The sequence below is a fragment of the Enterococcus sp. CR-Ec1 genome (genome assembly GCF_002850555.1).
GTDB classification, from domain to species: domain Bacteria; phylum Bacillota; class Bacilli; order Lactobacillales; family Enterococcaceae; genus Enterococcus_D; species Enterococcus_D entomosocium.
In genome coordinates this window covers 279280-303319 of the sequence record NZ_CP025223.1, presented here as the reverse complement: position 1 = coordinate 303319, position 24040 = coordinate 279280, and the positions used below count along the sequence as shown (strand labels likewise).

At 42.8% G+C, this 24040-nt stretch carries 34 protein-coding genes and 1 pseudogene; 3 read left to right on the top strand and 32 right to left on the bottom strand.

All coding sequences use genetic code 11. The features are described 5' to 3' along the window. Positions 1-58: 58 nt before the first annotated feature. Positions 59-1740, bottom strand: a pseudogene (locus CXM95_RS01515) (DAK2 domain-containing protein). Positions 1741-1786: 46 nt separating this feature from the next. Beyond that, positions 1787-2149: an Asp23/Gls24 family envelope stress response protein gene (locus CXM95_RS01510; RefSeq protein WP_005227125.1), complete on the bottom strand. Its 363-nt coding sequence runs from the start codon at positions 2147-2149 to the stop codon at positions 1787-1789. 266 nt (positions 2150-2415) lie between these two features. On the opposite strand from CXM95_RS01510, the gene rpmB reads away from it, so the two are divergent. Together rpmB and CXM95_RS01490 are read left to right on the top strand one after the other, a co-directional pair. Next, positions 2416-2604, top strand: a complete 189-nt coding sequence (rpmB, locus tag CXM95_RS01500; RefSeq protein ID WP_005232504.1) for a 50S ribosomal protein L28 — start codon at positions 2416-2418, stop codon at positions 2602-2604. Positions 2605-2768: 164 nt separating this feature from the next. Next, a complete protein-coding gene (locus CXM95_RS01490; protein ID WP_101698777.1) occupies positions 2769-5417 on the top strand; it encodes a YfhO family protein in 2649 nt (882 codons plus the stop codon). Positions 5418-5625: 208 nt separating this feature from the next. On the opposite strand, the gene CXM95_RS01485 is transcribed toward CXM95_RS01490, so the two are convergent. Beyond that, entirely contained in the window at positions 5626-6612 is a 987-nt protein-coding gene (locus tag CXM95_RS01485) for an Rgg/GadR/MutR family transcriptional regulator (protein ID WP_086298993.1), read from the bottom strand. Between the two features lie 302 nt (positions 6613-6914). On the opposite strand from CXM95_RS01485, the gene CXM95_RS01480 reads away from it, so the two are divergent. Continuing rightward, a complete protein-coding gene (locus CXM95_RS01480; protein ID WP_086298992.1) occupies positions 6915-8228 on the top strand; it encodes an MFS transporter in 1314 nt (437 codons plus the stop codon). A 57-nt stretch (positions 8229-8285) separates the two neighbouring features. Here the strand turns inward: CXM95_RS01480 and truA are convergent, their stop codons facing one another. From truA to rplB, 29 genes are all read right to left on the bottom strand, one after another. Next, positions 8286-9032 (bottom strand): tRNA pseudouridine(38-40) synthase TruA, encoded by a 747-nt coding sequence (truA, locus tag CXM95_RS01475; protein ID WP_008376361.1) that lies wholly within the window; start codon positions 9030-9032, stop codon positions 8286-8288. 155 nt (positions 9033-9187) lie between these two features. After that, a complete protein-coding gene (locus CXM95_RS01470; RefSeq protein ID WP_005227113.1) occupies positions 9188-9985 on the bottom strand; it encodes an energy-coupling factor transporter transmembrane component T family protein in 798 nt (265 codons plus the stop codon). Further along, positions 9975-10841, bottom strand: coding sequence for an energy-coupling factor ABC transporter ATP-binding protein (locus CXM95_RS01465; protein WP_008376364.1), 867 nt, complete (start codon positions 10839-10841; stop codon positions 9975-9977). The genes CXM95_RS01470 and CXM95_RS01465 overlap by 11 nt, the downstream gene beginning before the upstream one ends. After that, positions 10817-11653, bottom strand: a complete 837-nt coding sequence (locus tag CXM95_RS01460) for an energy-coupling factor ABC transporter ATP-binding protein (protein WP_005227109.1) — start codon at positions 11651-11653, stop codon at positions 10817-10819. Before CXM95_RS01460 ends, CXM95_RS01465 begins: the two co-directional genes overlap by 25 nt. Positions 11654-11924: 271 nt before the next feature. After that, positions 11925-12305 carry a 50S ribosomal protein L17 gene (gene rplQ / locus CXM95_RS01455; RefSeq protein WP_003128038.1) on the bottom strand — a complete coding sequence of 127 codons (381 nt, stop codon included), beginning with the start codon at positions 12303-12305 and terminating at the stop codon, positions 11925-11927. A 70-nt stretch (positions 12306-12375) separates the two neighbouring features. After that, on the bottom strand, positions 12376-13314 hold the full coding sequence (locus tag CXM95_RS01450) for a DNA-directed RNA polymerase subunit alpha (RefSeq protein WP_008376367.1): 939 nt from the start codon (positions 13312-13314) through the stop codon (positions 12376-12378). A gap of 79 nt (positions 13315-13393) precedes the next feature. Beyond that, on the bottom strand, positions 13394-13783 hold the full coding sequence (gene rpsK / locus CXM95_RS01445; RefSeq protein WP_005227104.1) for a 30S ribosomal protein S11: 390 nt from the start codon (positions 13781-13783) through the stop codon (positions 13394-13396). Between the two features lie 27 nt (positions 13784-13810). Further along, positions 13811-14176 (bottom strand): 30S ribosomal protein S13, encoded by a 366-nt coding sequence (gene rpsM / locus CXM95_RS01440; RefSeq protein ID WP_005227102.1) that lies wholly within the window; start codon positions 14174-14176, stop codon positions 13811-13813. A gap of 17 nt (positions 14177-14193) precedes the next feature. Next, positions 14194-14310 (bottom strand): 50S ribosomal protein L36, encoded by a 117-nt coding sequence (gene rpmJ / locus CXM95_RS01435; protein WP_002288710.1) that lies wholly within the window; start codon positions 14308-14310, stop codon positions 14194-14196. 32 nt (positions 14311-14342) lie between these two features. Continuing rightward, positions 14343-14561 (bottom strand): translation initiation factor IF-1, encoded by a 219-nt coding sequence (gene infA, locus CXM95_RS01430; protein ID WP_002288695.1) that lies wholly within the window; start codon positions 14559-14561, stop codon positions 14343-14345. A gap of 188 nt (positions 14562-14749) precedes the next feature. Continuing rightward, complete coding sequence (locus tag CXM95_RS01425) at positions 14750-15394, bottom strand: adenylate kinase (RefSeq protein WP_086298991.1); 645 nt, start codon at positions 15392-15394, stop codon at positions 14750-14752. Positions 15395-15454: 60 nt separating this feature from the next. Then, positions 15455-16750, bottom strand: a complete 1296-nt coding sequence (gene secY, locus CXM95_RS01420; protein ID WP_005227099.1) for a preprotein translocase subunit SecY — start codon at positions 16748-16750, stop codon at positions 15455-15457. Beyond that, on the bottom strand, positions 16750-17190 hold the full coding sequence (gene rplO / locus CXM95_RS01415; protein ID WP_003128016.1) for a 50S ribosomal protein L15: 441 nt from the start codon (positions 17188-17190) through the stop codon (positions 16750-16752). The genes secY and rplO overlap by 1 nt, the downstream gene beginning before the upstream one ends. 40 nt (positions 17191-17230) lie before the next feature. Beyond that, positions 17231-17410: a 50S ribosomal protein L30 gene (gene rpmD, locus CXM95_RS01410; RefSeq protein WP_003128015.1), complete on the bottom strand. Its 180-nt coding sequence runs from the start codon at positions 17408-17410 to the stop codon at positions 17231-17233. A gap of 13 nt (positions 17411-17423) precedes the next feature. After that, the gene (rpsE, locus tag CXM95_RS01405; protein WP_003128014.1) at positions 17424-17924 is read right to left on the bottom strand and encodes a 30S ribosomal protein S5; all 501 of its coding nucleotides are present in this window, start codon (positions 17922-17924) and stop codon (positions 17424-17426) included. Between the two features lie 20 nt (positions 17925-17944). Further along, positions 17945-18301, bottom strand: coding sequence for a 50S ribosomal protein L18 (gene rplR / locus CXM95_RS01400; RefSeq protein ID WP_005227097.1), 357 nt, complete (start codon positions 18299-18301; stop codon positions 17945-17947). Positions 18302-18358: 57 nt separating this feature from the next. Beyond that, the gene (gene rplF, locus CXM95_RS01395; RefSeq protein ID WP_005227095.1) at positions 18359-18895 is read right to left on the bottom strand and encodes a 50S ribosomal protein L6; all 537 of its coding nucleotides are present in this window, start codon (positions 18893-18895) and stop codon (positions 18359-18361) included. Between the two features lie 31 nt (positions 18896-18926). Beyond that, complete coding sequence (gene rpsH, locus CXM95_RS01390) at positions 18927-19325, bottom strand: 30S ribosomal protein S8 (protein ID WP_005227093.1); 399 nt, start codon at positions 19323-19325, stop codon at positions 18927-18929. A 32-nt stretch (positions 19326-19357) separates the two neighbouring features. Then, on the bottom strand, positions 19358-19543 hold the full coding sequence (locus CXM95_RS01385) for a type Z 30S ribosomal protein S14 (protein ID WP_003128010.1): 186 nt from the start codon (positions 19541-19543) through the stop codon (positions 19358-19360). A gap of 18 nt (positions 19544-19561) precedes the next feature. Continuing rightward, entirely contained in the window at positions 19562-20101 is a 540-nt protein-coding gene (gene rplE / locus CXM95_RS01380; protein ID WP_005227088.1) for a 50S ribosomal protein L5, read from the bottom strand. 27 nt (positions 20102-20128) lie between these two features. Then, complete coding sequence (gene rplX, locus CXM95_RS01375; RefSeq protein ID WP_005232526.1) at positions 20129-20440, bottom strand: 50S ribosomal protein L24; 312 nt, start codon at positions 20438-20440, stop codon at positions 20129-20131. Between the two features lie 35 nt (positions 20441-20475). Continuing rightward, on the bottom strand, positions 20476-20844 hold the full coding sequence (rplN, locus tag CXM95_RS01370; protein ID WP_003128006.1) for a 50S ribosomal protein L14: 369 nt from the start codon (positions 20842-20844) through the stop codon (positions 20476-20478). A gap of 60 nt (positions 20845-20904) precedes the next feature. Beyond that, positions 20905-21171, bottom strand: a complete 267-nt coding sequence (gene rpsQ, locus CXM95_RS01365; protein WP_005232528.1) for a 30S ribosomal protein S17 — start codon at positions 21169-21171, stop codon at positions 20905-20907. 24 nt (positions 21172-21195) lie between these two features. Further along, positions 21196-21384 (bottom strand): 50S ribosomal protein L29, encoded by a 189-nt coding sequence (rpmC, locus tag CXM95_RS01360; protein WP_005232529.1) that lies wholly within the window; start codon positions 21382-21384, stop codon positions 21196-21198. Beyond that, positions 21374-21808: a 50S ribosomal protein L16 gene (gene rplP / locus CXM95_RS01355; RefSeq protein ID WP_005226918.1), complete on the bottom strand. Its 435-nt coding sequence runs from the start codon at positions 21806-21808 to the stop codon at positions 21374-21376. The genes rpmC and rplP overlap by 11 nt, the downstream gene beginning before the upstream one ends. A gap of 2 nt (positions 21809-21810) precedes the next feature. Continuing rightward, on the bottom strand, positions 21811-22467 hold the full coding sequence (rpsC, locus tag CXM95_RS01350; RefSeq protein WP_005226916.1) for a 30S ribosomal protein S3: 657 nt from the start codon (positions 22465-22467) through the stop codon (positions 21811-21813). Between the two features lie 13 nt (positions 22468-22480). After that, positions 22481-22828: a 50S ribosomal protein L22 gene (gene rplV, locus CXM95_RS01345; RefSeq protein ID WP_003127973.1), complete on the bottom strand. Its 348-nt coding sequence runs from the start codon at positions 22826-22828 to the stop codon at positions 22481-22483. A 23-nt stretch (positions 22829-22851) separates the two neighbouring features. Further along, a complete protein-coding gene (rpsS, locus tag CXM95_RS01340) occupies positions 22852-23130 on the bottom strand; it encodes a 30S ribosomal protein S19 (protein WP_005226914.1) in 279 nt (92 codons plus the stop codon). A 42-nt stretch (positions 23131-23172) separates the two neighbouring features. Further along, positions 23173-24006 (bottom strand): 50S ribosomal protein L2, encoded by an 834-nt coding sequence (gene rplB, locus CXM95_RS01335; RefSeq protein ID WP_005226912.1) that lies wholly within the window; start codon positions 24004-24006, stop codon positions 23173-23175. Between the last annotated feature and the right edge of the window lie 34 nt (positions 24007-24040).

Below are 24040 nucleotides of genomic sequence, written 5' to 3'. Positions count from 1 at the left end.
ATAGAAAAAGACGGAGCCAAAAATCATCTACGATTTTTGCCCCCGCCGCCTAATTTGTTTATTCTGCTGAGAAAAGATATGGATAAACCGGCTGATCTCCTTGATGGATCTCTACTTCGATCTCAGGATGCAGTTCAACGATCGCTTCTTCGATTTTCGCTGCTTCTTTGGCTTTGCCTTCTTCACCGATAATGATGGTGACGATCTCAGTATCTTCTGTGATCATTTTTCTAAGGTAGTCATAGAAGCAGAGAAACGATCAGGAACAGAAACAACGATTTTGCCGTCCACCATTCCTAAGAAGTCGCCTTCTGTGATTTCGATGCCATCAATTGATGTATTACGAATCGCATGGGTCACTGAGCCACTGACAACACTTGCTAAGACATCAGTCATCGCTTGCTGGTTTTCAGCTAGTGTGGATTGCTCGTGGAAGGCTAGCATCGCCGTCATCCCTTGAGAGATCGTCCGTGTTTCAACAACCGCTACTGGAATCTCGGAAACTTCCGCTGCTTGCTGCGCAGCCATAAAGATATTTTTGTTGTTCGGTAATACGATCACTTGATCAGCATTGACTTCATTGATTGCCACCAAAATGTCTTCTGTACTTGGGTTCATCGTTTGGCCACCACTGATGACATAAGAAGCGCCTAGGCTAGTAAACAATTCTTTCAAGCCTTCGCCAGCCGCGATCGCGATGATCGCAAATGGTGTCCGCGGACGTTTTACTGGTGCAGTTTTTGCTTCTTGCTGATCGTGTTCCAAGATCGTTTCATGCTGAAGACGCATGTTATCGACTTTGATTTTCACCAACGAACCGAATTTTTGACCATAATTCATAACTTCGCCGGGATGTTCCGTATGGACATGGACTTTGATGATCTCATCGTCATTGACCACTAATAAGGAATCCCCTAACTCGTTTAAGTAATTACGGAATGTTTCATAATCAAATTCACTATCTACAGTCGGACCTTCACCGATCTTCACCATGATTTCTGTACAGTAACCAAAGGTGATGTCTTCTGTCGCTAAGTGCCCTTGAACGCTGCGATGATGTTCGGCATTGACCATTTCGTCCATAGCCGCTGGGGAAGGTTCGAAGATTTCATCGGCTGGGTATTCCCCAGTCAATGCATTTAAGAAGCCTTCATAGATAAACAACAATCCTTGACCGCCGCTATCTACCACGCCGACTTCTTTTAAGACGGGCAATAGATCAGGGGTTTTCGCCAATGAACGTTTTGCGCCGTGAACCACGGCTTTCATCACTTCGATACAATCATCGGTAGTTTGTGCTTTTTTCTCGCCATATTCAGCTGAGATGCGTGCCACAGTCAAGATGGTTCCTTCCACAGGTTTCATGACTGCTTTATAGGCGGTTTCTACTCCATGAGTAAAGGCTTGAGCCAATTCTGGTGCAGTGAGTGTTTCTGCGGTCGGGATAGCTTTAGAAAAACCGCGGAATAATTGAGACAAAATGACGCCGGAATTCCCACGTGCGCCCATCAATAGTCCTTTTGAAAGTGTAGCGGCAAGATCGCCGACGTTTTCTGAAGTCGCATCTGCGACAGCTTTTGCTCCACTGGTCATGGATAGATTCATGTTTGTCCCGGTGTCTCCATCTGGAACAGGAAACACATTCAATGAGTTGACAAACTCTGCATTAACTTGTAGACGAGCCGCGCCTGCCTGCACCATTTCTTGAAACTGACTTGCGCTGATATTCGTTACCTTCACTTAGATAGTCCTCCTTAAAATCATCCGCCATGAACGGATCCCTTGCCTAATCTGGCAGTACACGTACGCCTTGAACAAATACATTTACCGAGTTCGCAGATACACCTAGCATCGTTTCTAAGTTGTATTTCACTTTTTCCTGCACGTTGCGGGAAACTTCGGAAATTTTTGTTCCATAGCTAACAATCGTGTATACATCCACTGCAATGCCGTTTTCTTCTTGGCGGACAACGACACCGCGAGAATAATTTTCTTTTCGTAAAATTTCATTGATGTTATCTTTGATTTGTTTCTTGCTAGCCATACCAACAATGCCGAACACATCTGTTGCTGCGCCTCCGACCACTGTTGCAATGACTTCATTGCTGATTTCAATAATACCTGATGAGGTTTGAATTTTTACAGCCATTTTATAGCCTCCTTCAATGGGCATGACCCATCTTTCTTCTTACATATTTTATCATAGCTGTACCGCAAATAAAAGGATGAGACATATGAAAAGGGGCTTTCTGACCAAACGTCTTGCATTTCGACCTTGTTTAATTTACAATGTTTACTGGGAAAAGTCAATGTTTCTTGAAAATTACTCTTGCTTTTCTCACCTTTCTGTGATAAATTCAGATGGTATGAGCTGAAATAGCGCTCCAACATCAAGGCAAAGGAGGAAATAACCACATGGCTAAAGTTTGTTACTTTACTGGACGTAAAACTGCAAGTGGAAACAATCGTTCTCACGCAATGAATGCGACAAAACGTACTGTGAAACCTAACTTGCAAAAAGTTCGCGTTATGATTGACGGAAAACCTAAAAAAGTTTGGGTGTCAACTCGTGCTTTGAAATCTGGAAAAGTTGAGCGCGTATAATTAGACCTTTTCGGCCGTTCGTTTTGAACGGCTTTTTTTGTACCCTTTTTTTCTTTGGTGCGCTTTCACTTAGGTTTTCATTAAAGAAAATAGGTCTTTGTTTTTTTTAATCGATTCACCTGTGGTAAACTAAGAAAAAATTGATAAAGAACAGGTGACTTCTTGTGACGAAAATAAAAACATTTGCCAAACAACATTGGCCTTATATGCTTGCTAGTTTCTTCTTGCCGTTTCTTATCATGGCAGTGATCTATTTGACCATCGGTATCTACCCCGGCAGCAGCCGCAGTGTCTTAGCCAGTGATGCCTTTTCGCAATTCTCAAACTTTCATGCCAGCTTTCGCAATATGCTCTTAGGCAAGCAAAGTATCTTTTATACATGGAACGCCTCTTTAGGCTTAAATTATCTGGCATTGATCTCCTATTATTTAGGGGGAATCTTCACTCCCCTCGTCTTATTTTTTCCAAATCAGCTAATGCCAGATGCGCTGTACTTTTTAACCTTGATCAAAATCGGCAGTGCGGGCTTGGCGTTTTGGTTCTATGCCAGCCAAACCTTTAAGATCCAACGTTGGCAGCATGTGACCTTAGCAGTCTGTTATGCCTTGATGTCCTTCATCACCGCCCATTCGGAACTGATCATGTGGCTTGATGCCATGATCTATCTACCGCTAGTGATTTTAGGTATTGACCGGTTAGTGAAAAAGAAAAAAACAGTCGTGTTATTTATCAGTTATCTGCTGTTATTTTTATCCAGTTTTTACATGGGCTTTATGATCGGTCTCTTTTCCGTGATGTATTTCTTGGTTCAATTGGGTCGCAACTGGAAGCAAGCTCGCGGGGCGATCATTCCTTACGGCATCACCTCTTTGTTAGCTGGCGGCGCCTCAATGGTGATCATCTTACCTGCCTTATTAGATTTGCGGTCGAACGGGGAAGAATTGACGACGATTTCTTCCTTTAAAACCGAAGCCACCGATGTCTTTGATCTCGTGATGAAAAACATGATCGGTGTTTACGATACGACAAAATACGGCTCCATTCCCTTCATCTATATCGGCTTATTGCCGTTGCTGTTGTGTATTTTATATTTTGTTTCGAAGAAAATCCGCTTGAAAGATAAATTCTTATACGCTGGCATGTTTGCTGTTTTGATCGCCAGTTTTTATATCGTGCCGATGAATCTTTTTTGGCACGGGATGCATGCCCCAAATATGTTCCTTTTCCGCTATGCCTATTTGTTCTCCTTCTTAGTGATCATGCTGGCGGGATACGGATGGGAGCAACTTCAGCAAAAAGATCGCGGATTGTTTCTCATTATTGGTCTTTCTACGATCGTGGTATTTGCCCTCTCCTACGCATTGAAAGGAGCCGGAACCTATGAATATGTTTCCGCTACTTCCTTTGCGCTAACGATCGTATTCTTTGTTCTTTACTTGTTATGTATTGGGTTCGGGCAATTAGGTCTTTTAACACAAAAACGAGTGACGATCTTGATGCTGATCTTCGTCTGCGGAGAAATGGCCGTCAATACGAGCGGCATGGTTCGCGGAATTTTGAATGATTGGAACTATGCTTCTCGTAGTTTGTATACAGAACCTTATCCGGACATCAAAAAACTAGTCACTCAAGCCAACGAAGACAATGATACCTTTTTCCGATTAGAAAACCTTGATCCTGTTTCTTCCAACGACAGTATCAATTATGGCTACAGCGGGGTCAGCATGTTTTCTTCAATTCGTAACCGCAATTCCTCAAGCTACCTGGATAAGCTGGGCTTTCGGTCTCGCGGCACCAATTTAAATATCCGCTATCCGAATAATACCTTGCTGATGGATGCTTTTACAGGAATCAAATACAATATCTCCAAGCCAAATCTCACCAAATACGGCTTTCAACGAGTCGGAGAATCTGGTGAATACAAGCTCTATGAAAATCAAAATGCGTTACCTCTAGGTTTCTTGGCTGAACCGACCATCGAATCGATTGAACAGCCGCAAAACGACAACTTGACGAGCCAGAAAAATCTTTTCAATGGCTTGGCCGATTTAAATTTAGAGTATTTTGCCTTTCAGCCGATCACGGTGATCCATAGTAAAAATACAGATATCACCAATGACGGCATGTATATGAAATTTACTGAGCAAGAAAGCAATGTCGCAAAAGAAGTGACTTGGCAAGTGAAGGTTCCGGCGAACTCGCAAGCGTACTTGAGTCTCTTCCCTGCCAACTTCGGAGAATTGGAAAGCTCATCTGCCACCGTGACAGTCAACGGTCAGCAGCGAGAAACGCAAATCAGTATCAACGGTCAATACTACGACTTAGGACATTATGAGACCGATACGACGGTTCAATTCACCGTCAGCTTCTACGGAACGCCTGAAATCTCCTTCCAAAACCCGCAAGTCGTGACCTTGGATACCAACGCCTACCAACAAGCAATTGATGCGATCCAAGAACGAGGGGTCGCTATGACGGTCGGCAAACGCAGTGCCAAAGCCGACATCACGACTGAAAAAGAGCAGCAGCTTGTAACAACCATCCCTTATGACAAGGGCTGGACTGCTACGCTTGACGGCAAAGAAGTCCCAATCACGGCCTTTCAAGATGGCTTTATCAGTGTGACGATCCCAAGTGGCACCCATCACTTGGAACTCTCCTTCTTGCCGCAAGGCTTTGTTATCGGTGTTTGCTTGTTCTTTGGCTGCATCGCATTGTTTATCTTGTTTGCTTGGTTTTACCAGAAACAAGTAGCCAAAAAGCAAGTCTTGGACAACCAACGCCAACTCATGGATCAACCACCAGAAACCTAATCGAAAAAGAACCAACTCGTCTTTTTGAGGCGATCTCCTTAAGTTAGAGCAAAAGCTGACTTATGGGTGTCGCTCAATGATCGGTGAGTTTGGTTCTTTTTTGTGCTCAGGTTCCGCAGTTGTTCGCTCTAGTGGTCTTAGCATCCATTACCCGCTAGATCCCCTTCGATTCGGGGAGCAATGCCTAGCCCGTTAGCCCTTAGAGCGTTTAGCGAAACATAAGATAACTGTTGGGTTCTTCCGCATTTTTCTTGATGGAGTGCAACGATCGCTCCCATAATTTAACCATTTTGGTTTGTTTTAAGACGCGAAAGATCGAAAGCCCTTGATCGATTTTCAACAGTCCTTTTTCTTGATCGCCATAAATATACCAGTACCATCCTTGATAGCAAAGAAGATGCGTACTGTTTAGCATGTCTCCGCGATCTGCCAATAATTCCTCTGCAATGGTCAACACCTCTTTTGCCCACTCCAGGCGGCGAAAATTGACAAACGTCGTAAAACAACTAAAAATCAAATCCATTTGAATTTCTCGCATCAAGGACAAACCTTGTTCTTTTTTTGTGCGAGAGATAGCGATCTGCAGTAAGTGATAGGAGGTTTCGACAGGAAACAAGAATTGAAAATAACGAAACAGCAAAATCTCATAAACGCCCCAGTTGTCTACTTTCGTAAGGTAGGAAATGACGGGGCGGGTTTTGGTGCGAAGCTTTTCCATATAGTCGCCAGAAGAGTGATCGGGTTTAGGACCTGAGAGATTGATTTCATGTATCTCCTTTGTGATCTCAAGGTACAGAAAAACAAAAGAATGCTGTTTGGAAGCGGCGATCAGTTCGCTACGCATTTCCTCCAGCCCTTCTTTGCTTCTCTGGGCGTGGGCGTTACTCAAATAAGCTTCTTTGTTGATCCCTAAAATTCGATCCAGTAAATCCATAAATTCGCTCGTCATATAGCTGGGAAAGCTCATCAGGTTGTCGTGACCTTTTACGCCCTTTTGTTGCGCACGCAAATAATAAAACTCCTCCACTGTGACATGGATATTTTCTAATAAGCGTTCCAATCGATGAATACTGATACTTGAAGCACCTTGCTCAAATTTACTGATAAACGAGCGACTGTTTTGTTCATCCGCCACGTGAGCGATCGTATAGCCGCGCTCTTTGCGCAATTGTCGGTACAGTTTTCCTTCTTCCATAACCATCCTCCTCACAACGATCGGTCTACAAACACCAAACCAATCCCACTTCACGAATGAAGCTCCGCAATTAAATTTTCCTGTTCTAGATTCAAGTTTAGATTCAAACCTATAAAATGTTGAGGAGCAAAATCTGCGGCACCTTATTTACATGCCACTCTTTTAACTGCTAATCACTCGTGACAGTAACCTCTGGTATGCTCCTGGTACATTTAAATTCCACTATAGTGGATTATTTTCTTCTCTTAGTATAAAGCATCCTATACTGATTTTACAACGTAGAACGTGAAAGGATGATTTCGATGAAAGAATATCAACAAAACAACGGCTATCGTGCCTTAGTCAACGCCGCCTTACTCAGCGGTATCGGCATGAGTTTATTTAATATCGTCTTTGTAGTTTATGCCAGTACTTTACCCTTTAATGCCCTTGCTGTTTCCTTAGCCTCCATGGCACTTCTGATCCCTGATCTCTTACGGATCCTGACCGGCTATCTAGCCGATCGTACCAAAAACAAAGTGCAATGGATGATCAGCAGTCGACTATTACAAGGAGTCCTTTTCGTGGCACTCGCTTTTTTGATCCAACTGCCGCCTAGTTTATGGTCTTTCTTCCTTTTGCTAGGCATCAACATTGTATCTGATTGTTTGGGCGCTTATTGTTCTGGGTTACAGCTGCCCTATGTTCGCCGTCTTGTGCCTGCTGATTCCTTAGACAGTGCCATGGGCTTTCAAATGGCGTGTCAAACCACCGTTCAAATCGTCTTTCAAGGCATCGGTGCTTGGGGTATCATTTTACTGAATAATAATTTTGCGGCTTTTGGTTTGATCAATGCCGTGACGTTTTTCTTAGCCGCGATCGTGATCTTCTGGAACCGCTCGCTCTTCTATGCGGTGCCAGGGAAAATCAATCAAGCAGCAACACCACTCTTTCAGAATTTCTCGGATACTTTTAAATTATTGACTGGTACGGCTTTTCTTAAAAAGATGATCCTCTTTGCCTTACTGATCAATACCTTAGCTGCTAGTACGAGCGGTCTACTAAATCTCCAGCTGTTGGATGACCTTGCGCTTTGGTTTGCCACTTATGGCAACACCGTTGCGATGGCAGGCATCGCTACTTCGATCGGTATGGTCGCTGGCGCCTTGTTTGCTGCCGACTGGTTCAAGAATACCGGTCTGGTTCGCTTGATTGCGTATACCTCTTTCGTTTTATGTCTGTTGACCTTGAATTTTCTCTTCCTGCATAACCGTTGGCTCATGATTGCGCTGCTCTTTGCTGAAGGCTATCTGATTGGAAAAATCAATCCACGTTTTTCGGCACATCTGATTCGTGAGATTGATGAAGAACATCTCGCCATCAGCAGCGGGATCTTTTCCACCATTGTAATGCTAGGGGGACCTGTCGGACAAATGATCTTTTTAGGCATCGGCAATCGCTATCACGTTGCTTGGAGCTGGCTGCTTTACTTGCTTTTCGCATTTTTGGTAGCCATCGCCGCCTTAGTCGCTGCCGGTACCTTGGAAAAAACACCCACCACTGCTGCGCCTAAAAACGCGACGGCAAGGACTGAAGATTGGCAAGAAACCACCTCTGTTTTGCCTGAGAAAAAATAAAAACACAAGCTTTCGCTTTCTCTTGTTGTGTAAGAGCAGCGAAGCTTGTGTTTTTCCTTATTCATAAGCAACATGAACCAAATACAATCCTTCTGGATGAGCCGTGGGACCTGCCGCATTTCGGTCTTTTTGCGCAATGATTGCAGGAATGCTGTCAGGTGCGATCCGTCCATTGCCGATTTTCAGCAATGTGCCCACCATGATCCGGATCATCTTGTACAAAAATCCATCGCCGCGAAAGGTAAAAATCAACTCATCTCCAGCGTCATTGACCGCCATGGACGCCTCATGGATCGTCCGCGTCTTGTCATCGACTGAACTGCCCGTCGCACAAAAACTGGTAAAGTCATGGGTGCCTAAAAAATCTGGCAACGCCCGTTGGATTTTTTCCAAATCTAGCGGATACGGATAATAACTTGCATAATGACGGCGGAAAGGACTGCGGGGCTTCCCAATGTCTACCCGAAACTGGTAGGTTTTTTCAATGACTAAGTAGCGGGCATGGAAGGTATCGTCAACGATCTCCACCGATTTTACCGCAACATCTTCTGGCGTTTGGGTATCTAAACCAAAGCGCATTTTTTCCAGTGGACGCTTTTGAGGGAAATCGAAGTGGATCACTTGCCCTTGCGCATGGACACCCGCATCGGTGCGGCCAGAGCCATGAATCTGAATCGGCTGACCATTGTTCATCTTCGTTAATGTCTTTTCAATCTCTTCTTGAACCGTTCGTCCATTGGGTTGACGTTGAAATCCTTGAAAATTCGTGCCATCATAAGCGATCGTCGCTTTATAGCGGACCATTGAATCACCTGTTTCTTTCTATTTTTTCAAAAAAAGGCCTATGAGAAAAGTCTGATCGATCGACAGGCCTTTTCGAACCAGCCGCTGGGATTGCGAGCAGTCTCGTTGCTTCGTTAAGAACCTTTCGTGGGTTGACTTCAATCATAGGTCTTCGATTATCCTCTTAAGAACACTAACGCTACTGTAAAGAGCGCAAAAACGATGACAACCAATGTGTCCCGTTGGTGCCAGTGCAAAATACGATACTTGGTACGCCCTTCGCCGCCTTGATAGCCTCTGGCTTCCATAGCGGTAGCTAGATCTTCCGCACGGTTAAAGCTGCTGACAAATAAAGGAATCAATAAAGGAACGATCGCCTTCATCTTCTGCAACAGTCCCCCTTCGCCGAAATCGACCCCGCGGGCACGCTGAGCATTCATAATTTTTTCTGTTTCATCCATCAAGGTTGGTACAAAGCGCAACGCAATCGACAGCATCAGTGAGATTTCATGGACAGGGAAACGGATCGCTTTTAAAGGACGCAAAATGTATTCGATCGCATCTGAAAGCTCTAATGGGGGCGTCGTTAACGTCAACAGAGTCGACATGAAAATGATCAAAACAAAACGACAAAAAATAAAGATCCCATTTTGGACACCAAATTCTGTGATGTTAAAGATCCACCAAGACCAATAGACGTCACCGCCGGTAGTAAATAAAATCTGTAACGCCACGGTAAACAAAATCAGCCAAATCAAAGGACGTACGCCGCGAATAAAGAAGCCAAAATCAATTTTTGAAAAAGAGATACAAAAAAGCGTAAAAGCCCCCGCTAATAAATAGCTTTGCCAATTATTCGCCAAAAAGATAATCGCGATAAAATAAAAACTAGCAATCAATTTGACCCGTGGATCTAAACGGTGGATCAAGGAGTCCCCGGGAATAAAACGACCGAAAATCAGTTTATTCATCATGGGCAGTCGCCCCCTTTGCTACTAAAACATCTGCCAGTTCATCAGCCGTTAGCGGCAACTGCTCAAATGCCAATCCTCTGGCTTGTAGTTGCTCCGCAAATGCGGTTGCTGTCGGTACCCCCAACTGCTTTTCTTGCAGCCAAGCAGTGTCTTGAAACACAACGGACGGCGTGCCGGCTTTGACGAGACGTCCCTTTTCTAACACATAGACATAATCAGCATAGTTCGCCACATCATCCATCAAGTGGGTCACTAAAATGATCGTCATGTTCTTTTCCCGATGCAGGCGATCAAACATTTCCATCATCTCTTTGCGTCCTTGTGGATCTAAGCCAGCTGTCGGCTCATCTAAGACCAAAACTTCTGGTTCCATAGCTAAGACTCCAGCAATCGCTACACGGCGCATTTGGCCCCCTGAAAGGTCAAATGGTGAACGTTCCAGAAAACTTTCATCTAAACCTACCAATTGAATGTATTCTTGGGCTAAACCTTTGGCTTCTTCTTCGGAGATGCCAAAGTTTTTCGGTCCAAAAGCGATATCTCTCGCAACGGTTTCTTCAAATAATTGGGATTCAGGAAATTGAAAAACGATCCCGACTTTTTTACGTAACGGTTTTAGATTTTTGTTGTCTGACTCGGGTTTGATGACTCGCTCACCGATCGTGACCGTTCCAGTCGTTGGTTTTAATAATGCATTCAAGTGCTGCAGCAACGTAGATTTTCCGCTACCCGTATGACCGACTAAGGCGGTATAAGAGCCTTCTTTGATCTCTAAATCGATATCGAACAAAACCCGTTGTTCAAACGGAGAATGCGGTTGGTAGGTGAATCCTACTTGTTCAAAACGGATGTCCATAGCCAATCCACCATCCCTTCTTCAGTTAAGTACGCTTGTGGTACCGTGACGCCCCGCTGTTTTAGTGCCGCCTTTAATTTTTCAGGAAACGGCAGATCTAAGCCTAGCTCAATCAGTTCCGGACCTGCAGAAAAAATCTCTGCTGGTGTCCCTTCGCGGACGAGCTCTCCTTGACGCATCACCAGCACCCGATTGGCGTTAGCTGCTTCATCAATATCATGGGTGATCGATAGCACGGTCAAATTGTTTTTCTCTTTGATTTTTTTGATCGTTGCGATCACTTCTTCACGGCCTTCTGGATCTAGCATACTAGTGGCTTCATCAAGAATGATGATATCCGGGCGCAGTGCAACGACACCGGCAATGGCTACCCGTTGTTTTTGACCACCAGAAAGGCGCGCGGGTTCCCGCGTCGCAAACTCGCTCATCCGTACTTGTTCCAGAGCGTCTTTGACACGAACCAGCATTTCTTCTCGCGGGATTCCTTGATTTTCTAAACCGAAAGCCACATCATCTTCCACCGTCGAACCAACGAATTGATTGTCAGGGTTTTGAAAGACCATACCGACCATTTTTCGAATATTCCAGATATTTTCTTCATTCAAAGGCAATTCGCCGACAGAAACACTGCCTTCTTGCGGCAAGATCAAGCCATTGATGGTTTTTGCTAAAGTTGATTTTCCAGAGCCGTTATGGCCGATCAACGCCACCCATTCCCCTTTGTTGATGGAAAAGGATACGTTATTTAACGCGGCACGCTCTTCTTCGCTATAACGCACAGTAATAGCATTCAATTCAATGATTGGCTTCATGATAGACTCCTTCATTTGCGATTAATTCTTTCTAACACTACCAAAAAAGCGCACGTTTTTCAATGATTCGCGCACGATTTGTCTCCAGATCTTTTTTTCACTTGCCATCACCTGTCTTGACAGGTAATCGAAAGTAAAAAAAAAGCACTTTATGATGAGTGCGTACACCTCGAAATACATCGAGGTGTAGGCGCTGAGCTAGACTCGGAAAGTTTCTTCCAACATCATAACACTCTTAGTAAACATCTATAAAGTGATGATAAGTGTGATTTTAAACAAGTTCTAGGATAACCATTGGTGCAGCATCTCCGCGTCTTGGTTCTGTTTTCAAGATACGAGTATATCCACCTTGGCGATCTGTGTAACGAGGAGCGATATCATTGAATAATTTTTGTAATGCTGATTCAATAACTACTTCTTCGTTTTCTTCACGTACACTTGCAACTTCATTACGAACGAATGCTGCTGCTTGACGACGTGCATGCAAATCACCACGTTTACCTAAAGTGATCATTTTTTCTGCAGTTGAACGAACTTCTTTCGCACGAGCTTCAGTCGTAACGATACGTTCGTTAATGAATAAATCAGTTGTCAAATCACGCAACATCGCTTTACGTTGGCTAGATGTGCGTCCTAGTTTACGATAACTCACGTGGTTTCCCTCCTTCACTTTCGAATGTTGTATCGGTCAGACGAACCGAACTAACGTAATCGAAAACGGTTTAATCGTCTTTACGTAGTCCTAAACCTAAATCATGTAATTTCACTTTGACCTCTTCAAGAGATTTACGGCCTAAGTTTCTTACTTTGATCATTTCTGGTTCAGATTTGTTTGTCAATTCTTGTACAGTATTGATTCCTGCACGTTTTAGACAGTTGTATGAACGAACAGATAAGTCTAATTCTTCGATCGTCATTTCCAACATTTTTTCTTTTTGTGTTTCTTCTTTTTCAACCATGATTTCAGCGTTTTTCGCTTCATCAGTTAGGTTAACAAAGATGTCTAAATGTTCAGTCATGATTTTCGCAGACAAACTCATTGCTTCCAATGGTTCGATTGAGCCATCAGTCCATATTTCCATCGTTAATTTGTCGAAATCATCTCGACGACCGACACGTGTGTTTTCTACTTGATAGTTGACACGACGTACTGGTGTATAGATTGAATCGACTGGAAGAACGCCGATTGGCATGTCTTCTTTTTTGTTTTCGTCCGCTTGAACGTAGCCGCGGCCAGGTTTCACTGTTAAGCGAGCATGGAACGTAGCACCTTCAGAAACGGTACAGATATACATATCTTTGTTAAGGATTTCTACATCACTATCAACGATGATATCGCCAGCAGTTACTGTAGCAGGTCCTGAAATATCAATTTCAAGGGTCTTTTCTTCATCCCCGTACATTTTCAATGCAAGACCTTTAATATTCAAGATGATTTGAGCAACGTCTTCCCGAACACCCTTAACAGTTGAGAATTCGTGTAAAACTCCATCGATTTGAATATTGGTGATTGCCGCACCAGGTAAAGAAGATAATAAAATACGACGTAGGGAATTTCCTAGTGTAGTTCCGTAGCCTCTTTCAAGAGGTTCCACGATGAACTTGCCATAATCTTTGTCTTCATCAATCTTTGCGATTCTTGGTTTTTCGAATTCAATCATTCTTATCTATTACCCCTTTCAAAACGAAAAGTGTCTTGTTCAATGACGTATTTGTTACACTCAAAATGAGCAGCACTCATTAAACACGACGGCGTTTTGGAGGGCGGCATCCATTATGAGGGACTGGAGTCACGTCACGGATCGCACTCACTTCCAAACCTGCTGCTTGTAATGAACGAATTGCTGCTTCACGTCCAGAACCAGGTCCTTTAACTGTTACTTCAACAGTTCTTAATCCGTGTTCCATTGCTGCTTTGGTAGCTGTTTCTGCTGCCATTTGAGCGGCAAAAGGAGTAGATTTTTTGCTCCCTTTGAAACCTAATGAACCAGCTGATGACCATGCTAATGCATTACCATGAGTATCAGTGATCATTACGATTGTATTATTGAATGTTGAGTGAATATGTGCAATACCCGCTTCAATATTCTTTTTCACACGGCGTTTACGACTCACTTTTTTTGCTGCCATGAAGTTTTAACCTCCTTCACTTAGGAATTATTTTTTCTTGCCTGCGACTGTTTTAGACGGGCCTTTACGAGTACGTGCATTGTTTTTCGTGTTTTGTCCACGAACTGGCAATCCACGGCGATGACGGATCCCACGGTAAGAACCGATTTCCATCAATCGTTTGATGTTTAAGTTCACTTCACGACGAAGGTCACCTTCAACTTTTAATTTATCAACTTCTGCACGGATAGCATCTGTTTGTTCATTCGTTAAATCACGAACACGAACTTCTTCAGACACGCCAGCGTCAGCTAAAATTTGTTTTGCAGTCGTGTTACCAATACCATAGATATAAGTAAGTGAAACGACCACACGTTTATCACGAGGAATATCTACTCCTGCAATACGAGCCATATTTGTTACACCTCCGATTATCCTTGACGTTGTTTATGTTTTGGATTTGCTGGGCAAATCACCATAACGCGTCCTTTACGACGAATTACTTTACAATGTTCGCACATTGGTTTTACTGATGGTCTTACTTTCATGATAATACCTCCTGTGGTTTTACGGAGTACAATTATTTAAAGCGATAAGTAATGCGGCCACGGTTCAGATCATACGGGGATAATTCCACCGTTACTTTGTCTCCAGGTAAAATACGAATGTAGTGCATCCGGATCTTACCAGAAACGGTCGCTAGAACTTGGTGTCCGTTTTCCAATTCTACTTTAAACATTGCATTCGGCAAAGTTTCGACGACTGTACCTTCGACTTCAATCATATCTTCTTTTGCCACGCACAGTACCTCCTTGTACTTGTGATTTTCACACGATAAAATGGCGGAAACTCGGTTCCCACCTGATATTCTCAAACTATGCTCCTACTTAATAAAAAGTAGAAGTCGGACTGACATATTCTATCATATCCTGTCAAAGATTTCAAGAGAAAGTTTTAAGCTGCAAGTTGGACTCGGGCAATCTATGATTAGTCAATGATCTTTTGAACATCTTTGAATACAGCGTCGATGTCGCGATCCCCATCAATCGATTGCAATAACCCTTTGTCTTTGTAATAAGTCAAAATTGGTTCACTGCTTTTGATATTGACAGCTAGACGATTTTTGACCGTCTCAGGCTTATCATCTTCACGCTGGTAGAAGTCATGACTTCCACAACGATCACATGTTCCTTCCTCTTTGGGAGGATTGAACAATTTATGATAAGTTGCCCCACAATTGCGGCACATGAAGCGGCCGGCTAAACGTTCTACAAGAACTTCTTCAGGAACATGAATATCAATAACGGCATCAAGTTTTTTGTTAAGGTCAGCTAGCATCTCATCTAACGCTTTTGCTTGATCCAAAGTACGAGGAAAACCATCTAATAAGAAACCTTTCTCGGTATCAGGTTCAGCTAAACGTTCTTTAACGATCCCATTTGTAACCTCATCAGGAACTAATGCGCCTTGATCCATGTATGATTTTGCTTTAAGGCCTAGTTCTGTTTCGTTCGCCATCGCAGCCCGAAACATATCGCCTGTTGAAATATGAGGAAGACCGTATTCAGCAACGATACGTTCTGCCTGAGTACCTTTTCCAGCACCAGGTAATCCCATTAAAATGAAGTTCATTCTAATTCCTCCTGTAAGTTTTTGAATAGTGTTGAGGAAATCCTCAACACTTCAATAACTTTAATTGATGAAACCAGTATATTTCCGTTTCAGCATAAGCCCTTCTAACTGCTTGGCAGTATCAAGTGCCACACCGATAATGATCAATAGACTCGTTCCACCTAGTCCGATCGATTGCGGTAAATTCCAAGCCATCTGAGCGATGATTGGAAGTAAAGCAACCAATCCTAAAAAGATCGATCCCACCGTGCTTAATCGCATCAACAAACGCGATACATATTCTTCTGTTCCTTTACCAGGACGCACACTCGGAATGTAACTTCCTTGTTTTTGCAAGTTTTCCGCTAATTTCTCAGGGTTCACTTGAACAAATGCGTAGAAGAAGGTAAACGCAACAATCAAGACAGTGTAGATGATCGCACCCGGTACAGTGTTGTAACTAAAGATCGTTTGCACCACTTCGTACCAAGTTTCTCCTCTATATGAACTACCTAATGCTTGAATGATCGCATTTGGTGTTGTAATAAAAGAACTGGCAAAGATAACTGGGATAACCCCGGCAGCATTTACTTTCAAAGGAAGGTAACTGCTGGTAGGCGCTCCTGCTACCCGTTTTGTATATTGGATCGGAATCTTGCGTTCTGCCTGTTGAACATACGTTACTAAAGTAATGACGATCAACACAGCGATCACAAGCAGCGCCATAAAGATAGCATTTAGCCAGATATCCGATTGATCCACGTTAATGAAGTAATCTTCAATCAATTCTTTGATGCTTGCTGGTAAGCGTGAAATGATCCCCGCAAAGATGATCATTGACACACCGTTTCCGATACCACGCTCGGTGATCTGCTCTCCTAACCAAGTGACTAACATCGTTCCGGCTGTTAAAATCAGTCCGATCACGATATAGGTTGCCATATTAGGATTGTTTACAAACCCGAGTTGAGTGTAATAGTTAAATCCAGCCGTTAATGTCATGGATTGGACAAAGCCTAATACCAACGTCAAGTAACGTGTTGCCTGATTTAATTTCTTACGACCCACTTCACCTTGTTTCGACCATTCAACAAATTTAGGGACGATATCCATCTGCAACAACTGAATGACAATTGAGGCAGTGATGTAAGGCGAAACCCCCATCGAGAAAATCGAAAATTGTTGCATGGCGCCACCACTTACCAAATTCAACATGTTTAAAAATGGTAGATCCGCGATGGTATTTAGGCGACTTGCGTCTACGCCTGGCACAGTAATATGTGTTCCCAGACGAAAGACAAACAAGATTAAGACGGTGAACAATATTCTGGATCTAATATCCTTAACCTTAAAGGCATCCTTCAATAGTCTGATCATTAGATCACCTCGATTGATCCACCAGCAGCAACGATTGCTTCTTCAGCTGCTTTTGAGAATTTAGCTGCTTTCACAGTCAATTTCTTCGTTAATTCTCCGTTAGCTAATACTTTGATTCCAGCTTTTTCGTCTTTGACGATTCCAGCTTCGTGTAAAGCAACAGGTGTTACTTCAGCACCGTCTTCAAAGCGGTTCAAGACATCAAGATTGATGACTGCATATTCTTTGCGGTTCACATTTGTAAAGCCACGTTTTGGTAAACGACGGAACAATGGTGTTTGTCCACCTTCGAATCCTAGACGTACTCCGCCGCCTGAACGAGCTTTTTGACCTTTTTGTCCACGTCCAGCTGTTTTACCGTTACCAGATGAAGTTCCTCGTCCGACACGGTTACGTACTTGGCGTGAGCCTTCTGATGGTTTTAATTCATGAAGTTTCATAGGTTTGGCACCTCCTTAATCAAACTAGATCTGCTGATCCTTAGACCTCTTCAACGTCCACTAAGTGAGAAACAGTGTTAACCATGCCTTTGATTGCATCATTAGCAGGTTTTACAACTGTTGAATTCAACTTTGTAAGACCTAACGCTTTTACAGTATCACGTTGGTTTTGGGGACGTCCGATAATACTGCGTTTTAAAGTAATTTTCAATTCAGCCATTATAGTGTCCTCCTTAACCGATTAATTCTTCTACTGATTTGCCGCGAAGTGCTGCCACTTCTTCAGCGCGTTTTAATTGTTTTAAACCTTCAACTGTTGCGCGAACAACGTTGATTGGTGTGTTAGAACCTAAAGATTTAGATGTGATATCAGCTACCCCAGCTAATTCCAATACGGCACGAACTGGTCCACCAGCAGCTACCCCAGAACCTTCTACAGCAGGTTTCATAAGGATGCGTCCGCCGCCGAATACACCGATAACTTCGTGAGGGATTGTAGAACCAACCATTGGTACTTCCACCAAGTTTTTCTTCGCGTCTTCGATTGCTTTACGGATTGCTTCTGGTACTTCTTGCGCTTTACCAGTACCGAAACCTACGTGTCCGTTTTTGTCACCGACAACAACTAATGCAGCAAAACGTAGACGACGTCCACCTTTAACAACTTTAGTTACACGGTTGATCGCAACAACGCGGTCTTCTAATTCCAAATGTTTTGGATCAATATAAACCATGAATGGTGTTCCTCCTTCTCTTAAAATTCCAGTCCATTTTCGCGAGCTGCTTCAGCTAAAGCTGCTACACGGCCATGGTAAAGGTATCCACCACGGTCAAAGACTACTACTTTAATACCTTTTGCTGCTGCACGTTCTGCGACTAATTTACCGACAGCTTGTGCTTGTTCAGTTTTTGTTGCACCTGAAACTTCTTTGTCTAAGGCAGAGGCACTTGCTAGCGTCACACCCGCTACGTCATCAATTACTTGTGCGTAGATGTTTTTGTTCGAACGGAACACGTTTAAGCGTGGGCACTCAGCAGTACCAGAGATTTTGTTACGTACACGACGATGTCTTTTCTGACGTGTCTTGTTTTTATCTGGTTTTGTAATCACAATTTGTCACCTCTTTTAATTTTGCTAGCCTAAGCTGCTAGTCGTAAAGAATTACGACTATTTACCAGTTTTACCTTCTTTACGGCGTACAAATTCGCCAACATAACGAATTCCTTTGCCTTTGTAAGGTTCTGGAGGACGAACGCCACGGATATTGGCAGCCAATTCGCCAACGACTTCTTTATCTGATCCTTTAACGATCACAGAAGTGTTTGAAGGAACTTCGATTTCGATTCCAGCTGGCGCTTCGATTTCAACTGGATGAGAGTAACCAACGTTCAATACAAGTTTTTTTCCTTGTAATTGAGCACGGTACCCAACCCCGATTAATTCTAACGCTTTTTGGAAACCTTCAGAAACACCAACAACCATGTTGTTGAAGTTTGCACGGGTAGTTCCGTGGATAGTTTTCATTTCTTTACTATCATTTGGACGAGTGAATGTTACTTCGTTTCCTTCGATATTCATTGTGATATCAGAAGAGAAAGTACGTGTTAATTCACCTTTAGGTCCTTTAACTGTAATGTCGTTTCCGTTTTGCTTGATTTCAACACCAGCAGGAAGAACGACGATCTTATTACCGATACGACTCACTTAGAGGCACCTCCTTGTGGAATATTTTAAATTACCATACATAAGCGACTACTTCGCCGCCAACATTTTTTGCTCTAGCTTCTTTGTCAGTGATTACACCGTCAGAAGTTGAGATAATCGCGATTCCTAGACCATTCAATACTTTTGGTACTTCGTCAGCTTTGACATAAGCACGCAAGCCTGGTTTAGAGATACGTTTTAAGTTTGTGATAACACGTTCACCGTTTTTACCGTATTTAAGAAATACGCGGATCACGCCTTGTTTGTCATCTTCAATGTATTCAACATCGCGGACGAAACCTTCACGTTTCAAGATTTCAGCGATATCACGTTTGATTTTTGAAGCAGGTACTTCTAGGCTTTCGTGTTTAACCATGTTTGCGTTACGCACGCGCGTTAGAAAATCTGCAATTGGATCTGTCATGACCATGGGATAATTTACCTCCTTTATGCGAGTATAGTTTACCAGCTAGCTTTCTTCACGCCGGGAATTTGTCCTTTATAGGCAAGTTCGCGGAAGCAAATACGGCAAAGATGAAATTTACGATAAACTGAATGTGGACGTCCGCAACGTTCACAACGAGTATATTCTTGCGTTGAGAATTTAGCAGGGCGTTTGTTTTTAGCAATCATTGATTTTTTAGCCACGTAGTTCGCCTCCTTTTTTTATTTTTGGAATGGCATGCCTAATTGTGTCAACAATTCACGAGATTCTTCATCTGTGTTTGCTGTTGTTACAATCACGATATCCATACCACGTACTTTGTCGATCAAATCATAATCTACTTCAGGGAAAATCAATTGTTCTTTGATACCTAAAGTGTAGTTTCCGCGTCCGTCGAACGCTTTTTTGCTCACACCGTGGAAGTCACGGACACGTGGCAATGACACACTTACTAGTTTATCTAAGAATTCATACATTCTTTCGCCGCGTAGAGTTACTTTCGCACCGATTGGCATTCCTTCACGTAAACGGAATCCTGCGATAGATTTTTTCGCTTTTGTGATCAATGGTTTTTGACCTGAGATCAATTGTAATTCTTCAACAGCTTTGTCTAAGTTTTTAGCATTAGAAACAGCGTCACCGACACCCATGTTGATAACGATTTTATCAACTTTTGGTGCTTCCATGATTGAGCTGTAGTTAAATTTGTCCATTAATGATGGGACAACTTCTTTTGAATATTTTTCTTTAAGGCGGTTCATCTGTTAGCCCCTCCTTCCTTCATCAGATTATTTATCAAGAACTTCTCCGGTTTTCTTAGAAACGCGGACTTTTTTGCCGTCAACTTCTTTGTAACCGACACGCGTAGCTTCACCGTTCGATGGATCAACCACCATCACGTTAGAAACATGAATTGGTGCTTCCATTTCAACGATTCCGCCTTGAGGAGCAGTTTGAGAAGGTTTTTGGTGTTTTTTGACAACATTGACACCTTCAACAACGACTTTGTCATTTTTAGGAAACGCTGCTAGCACAACGCCTTCTTTGTTTTTGTCTTTACCAGTGATAACTTTAACTTTATCGCCTTTTTTAACAAACATGTTTGTTTCGCACCTCCTTTAGATAAGAATCACTATTACAATACTTCTGGTGCTAGGGAAACGATCTTCATAAAGTTGCCTTCACGCAATTCGCGGGCAACTGGGCCAAAGATACGAGTTCCACGAGGGCTCTTATCGTCACGGATAATAACCGCAGCATTTTCATCGAATTTGATGTATGAACCGTCTGTACGACGAGCTCCTGATTTAGTACGAACGATAACGGCTTTAACGACGTCACCTTTTTTGACAACCCCACCTGGCGTTGCTTGTTTAACCGTAGCAACAATCACGTCACCAATATTGGCAGTTTTACGACCAGATCCGCCAAGGACTTTGATCGTTAGAATTTCACGGGCACCTGAGTTGTCCGCCACTCTTAATCGGCTTTCTGCTTGGATCACGATGTGTATCCTCCTTTCAGATTTTGCAATTCACAATCTATATAGGAAAATCTCGTGTGATTAGATAATCACTGCCTTTTCAACAATCTCTACTAGACGGAAACGTTTCGTAGCTGATAATGGACGAGTTTCCATAATTTTCACGATATCGCCAACTTTTGCTTCGTTGTTTTCATCGTGTGCTTTGTATTTCTTAGAATAGTTCAGACGTTTGCCGTAGATAGGGTGGTTTTTCTTTGTTTCAACGACAACAGAGATAGTTTTATCCATTTTGTCTGATACCACGCGACCTTGGTAAACTTTGCGTTGATTTCTTTCTTCAGTCATACGCTAAATGGCCTCCTTCCACTATTACTTAACTTGTTCACGCAATACTGTTTTAATGCGTGCAATCGATTTACGTACTTCTTTGATACGTGCAGTGTTTTCTAATTGACCTGTTGCTAATTGGAATCTAAGATTGAACAATTCTTCTTTCAATTGTTTTTCTTGATCTAGCATTTCGGCAGTGGTTAATTCTCTGATTTCTTTAACCTTCATTCGATTCACCACCCATTTCCTCACGTTTTACGATCTTCGTTTTCACTGGTAATTTGTGAGAAGCAAGACGTAGCGCTTCGCGCGCAACTTCTTCAGGTACACCGGCAATTTCAAACATGATTTTACCACGTTTAACTGGTGATACCCATCCTTCAGGAGCCCCTTTACCAGAACCCATACGTACCCCGATAGCTTTGGCAGTATAAGATTTGTGAGGGAAAATTTTGATCCATACTTTCCCGCCACGTTTCATATAACGAGTCATTGCGATACGGGCAGCTTCGATTTGACGGTTTGTGATCCAGTGTGATTCAACAGCTTGTAAGCCGTATTCACCGAATGCTACTTCTTTTCCGCCTTTCGCTTCGCCACGCATTTTTCCGCGGAACTCACGACGGTGTTTTACACGTTTAGGTACTAACATGTTTATTTCCCTCCTTTCTCAGTGTTCTTTTTAGTTGGAAGAACTTCTCCACGATAAATCCACACTTTAACTCCTAGTTTTCCGTATGTTGTATCTGCTTCTTCCCATGCGTAATCAATGTCCGCACGTAATGTATGAAGTGGAACTGTTCCTTCTGAGTAACCTTCTGAACGAGCGATATCCGCACCATTTAGACGGCCAGAAACTTGTGTTTTGATTCCTTTAGCGCCAGAACGCATTGTGCGTTGGATCGCTTGTTTTTGAGCACGACGGAAAGCAACACGGTTTTCTAATTGACGTGCGATTCCTTCGCCTACTAATTTAGCATCTAAATCTGGTTTTTTGATTTCAACGATGTTGATGTGAACTCGTTTGCCAGTTAGGCTATTTAATTCTTTTCTTAGGTTTTCGACTTCAGATCCGCCTTTACCGATAACCATACCTGGTTTAGCTGTGTGGATTGAAATATTCACGCGGTTTGCTGCACGCTCGATCTCAACTGTAGACACAGCGGCATCAGCAAGTTTAGATGCGATAAATTTACGGATTTTCAAATCTTCATGTAGAAATTCAGCATACTCTTTTTCAGCATACCATTTAGCATCCCAGTCACGGATGATGCCTACACGCATTCCAATTGGATGTACTTTTTGCCCCACTGATTGTCCCTCCTTATTTTTCTGATACGACTACAGTAATATGACTTGTACGTTTGTTGATCGGTGAAGCTGAACCTTTCGCACGTGGACGGAAACGTTTCATCGTTGGTCCTTCGTTTACGAATGCTTCAGAAACAATCAAGTTTTCAACATCTAAGTCAAAATTATTTTCTGCATTGGCAATAGCTGACATCAAGACTTTCTCGATGATTCCAGCTGCTTTATTTGGTGTGAACTTTAAGATCGCGATTGCTTCAGCAACGCTTTTCCCTCTGATTAAGTCAATAACTAGACGAGATTTACGAGGAGAAACGCGGACTGTTTTAGCAGTTGCTTTCGCTGATGTGATTTGTTCTGCCATTTTTGGATATCCTCCCCTCAAAATTAGCGTCTTGTTTTCTTATCATCGGCAGCATGTCCGCGATAAGTTCTTGTTGGTGCAAATTCACCTAATTTGTGTCCTACCATGTCTTCTTGGATGTAAACTGGTACATGTTTCCGTCCATCATACACAGCAATTGTAAATCCGATAAAATTAGGGAAAATTGTAGAACGACGTGACCAAGTTTTGATCACTTTTTTCTTTTCAGCGCCTTCTTGTGCTTCGACCTTTTTCATCAAATGGTCATCGACAAAAGGTCCTTTTTTCAAACTACGACCCATGGTGTACCTCCTCTCAAAATGTGCGACACACGGTCAAGTATATTACTTAGTTTTACGACGACGAACGATAAGTTTGTCTGATTTTGCTTTTTTGTTACGTGTTTTGTAGCCAAGTGCTGGTTGTCCCCAAGGAGAAACTGGTGCTTTACGTCCGATTGGTGCTTTACCTTCACCACCACCGTGTGGGTGATCATTAGGGTTCATTACGCTACCACGTACAGTTGGGCGTTTGCGCATCCAACGAGAACGACCGGCTTTACCGATGTTGATCAATTCGTGTTGTTCATTACCAACAGAACCGATTGTTGCACGACATGATGCTAAGATCATCCGTACTTCACCAGAGTTCAAGCGAATCAATACGTATTTGCCTTCTTTACCAAGTACTTGAGCACTTGTTCCAGCTGAACGAATCAATTGTCCACCTTTACCAGGTTTCATTTCGATGTTGTGGATAACAGTACCGACTGGAATGTTTTCTAGTGGTAATGCATTCCCTACTTTAATATCTGCATCTGGACCAGAAACGACAGTCATGCCAACTTCTAATCCTTTAGGTGCTAAGATGTATGCTTTTACTCCATCCTCGTAATGTACTAACGCAATGTTAGCAGAACGGTTTGGATCATATTCAATCGTTTTAACCGTAGCAACGACGTTGTCTTTGTTACGTTTGAAATCGATCAAACGGTATTGACGTTTGTGACCGCCACCTTGATGACGAACCGTGATACGTCCGTTGTTGTTACGACCAGCATTGTTTTTCAAAGGAGCTAACAATGTTTTTTCTGGTGTTGAAGTTGTGATTTCAGCGAAATCAGAACTTGTCATATTACGACGGCCGTTCGTGGTAGGTTTGTACTTTTTAATCGCCACGTCTTTTTCCCTCCCATGTAAAATTTATGCGTGA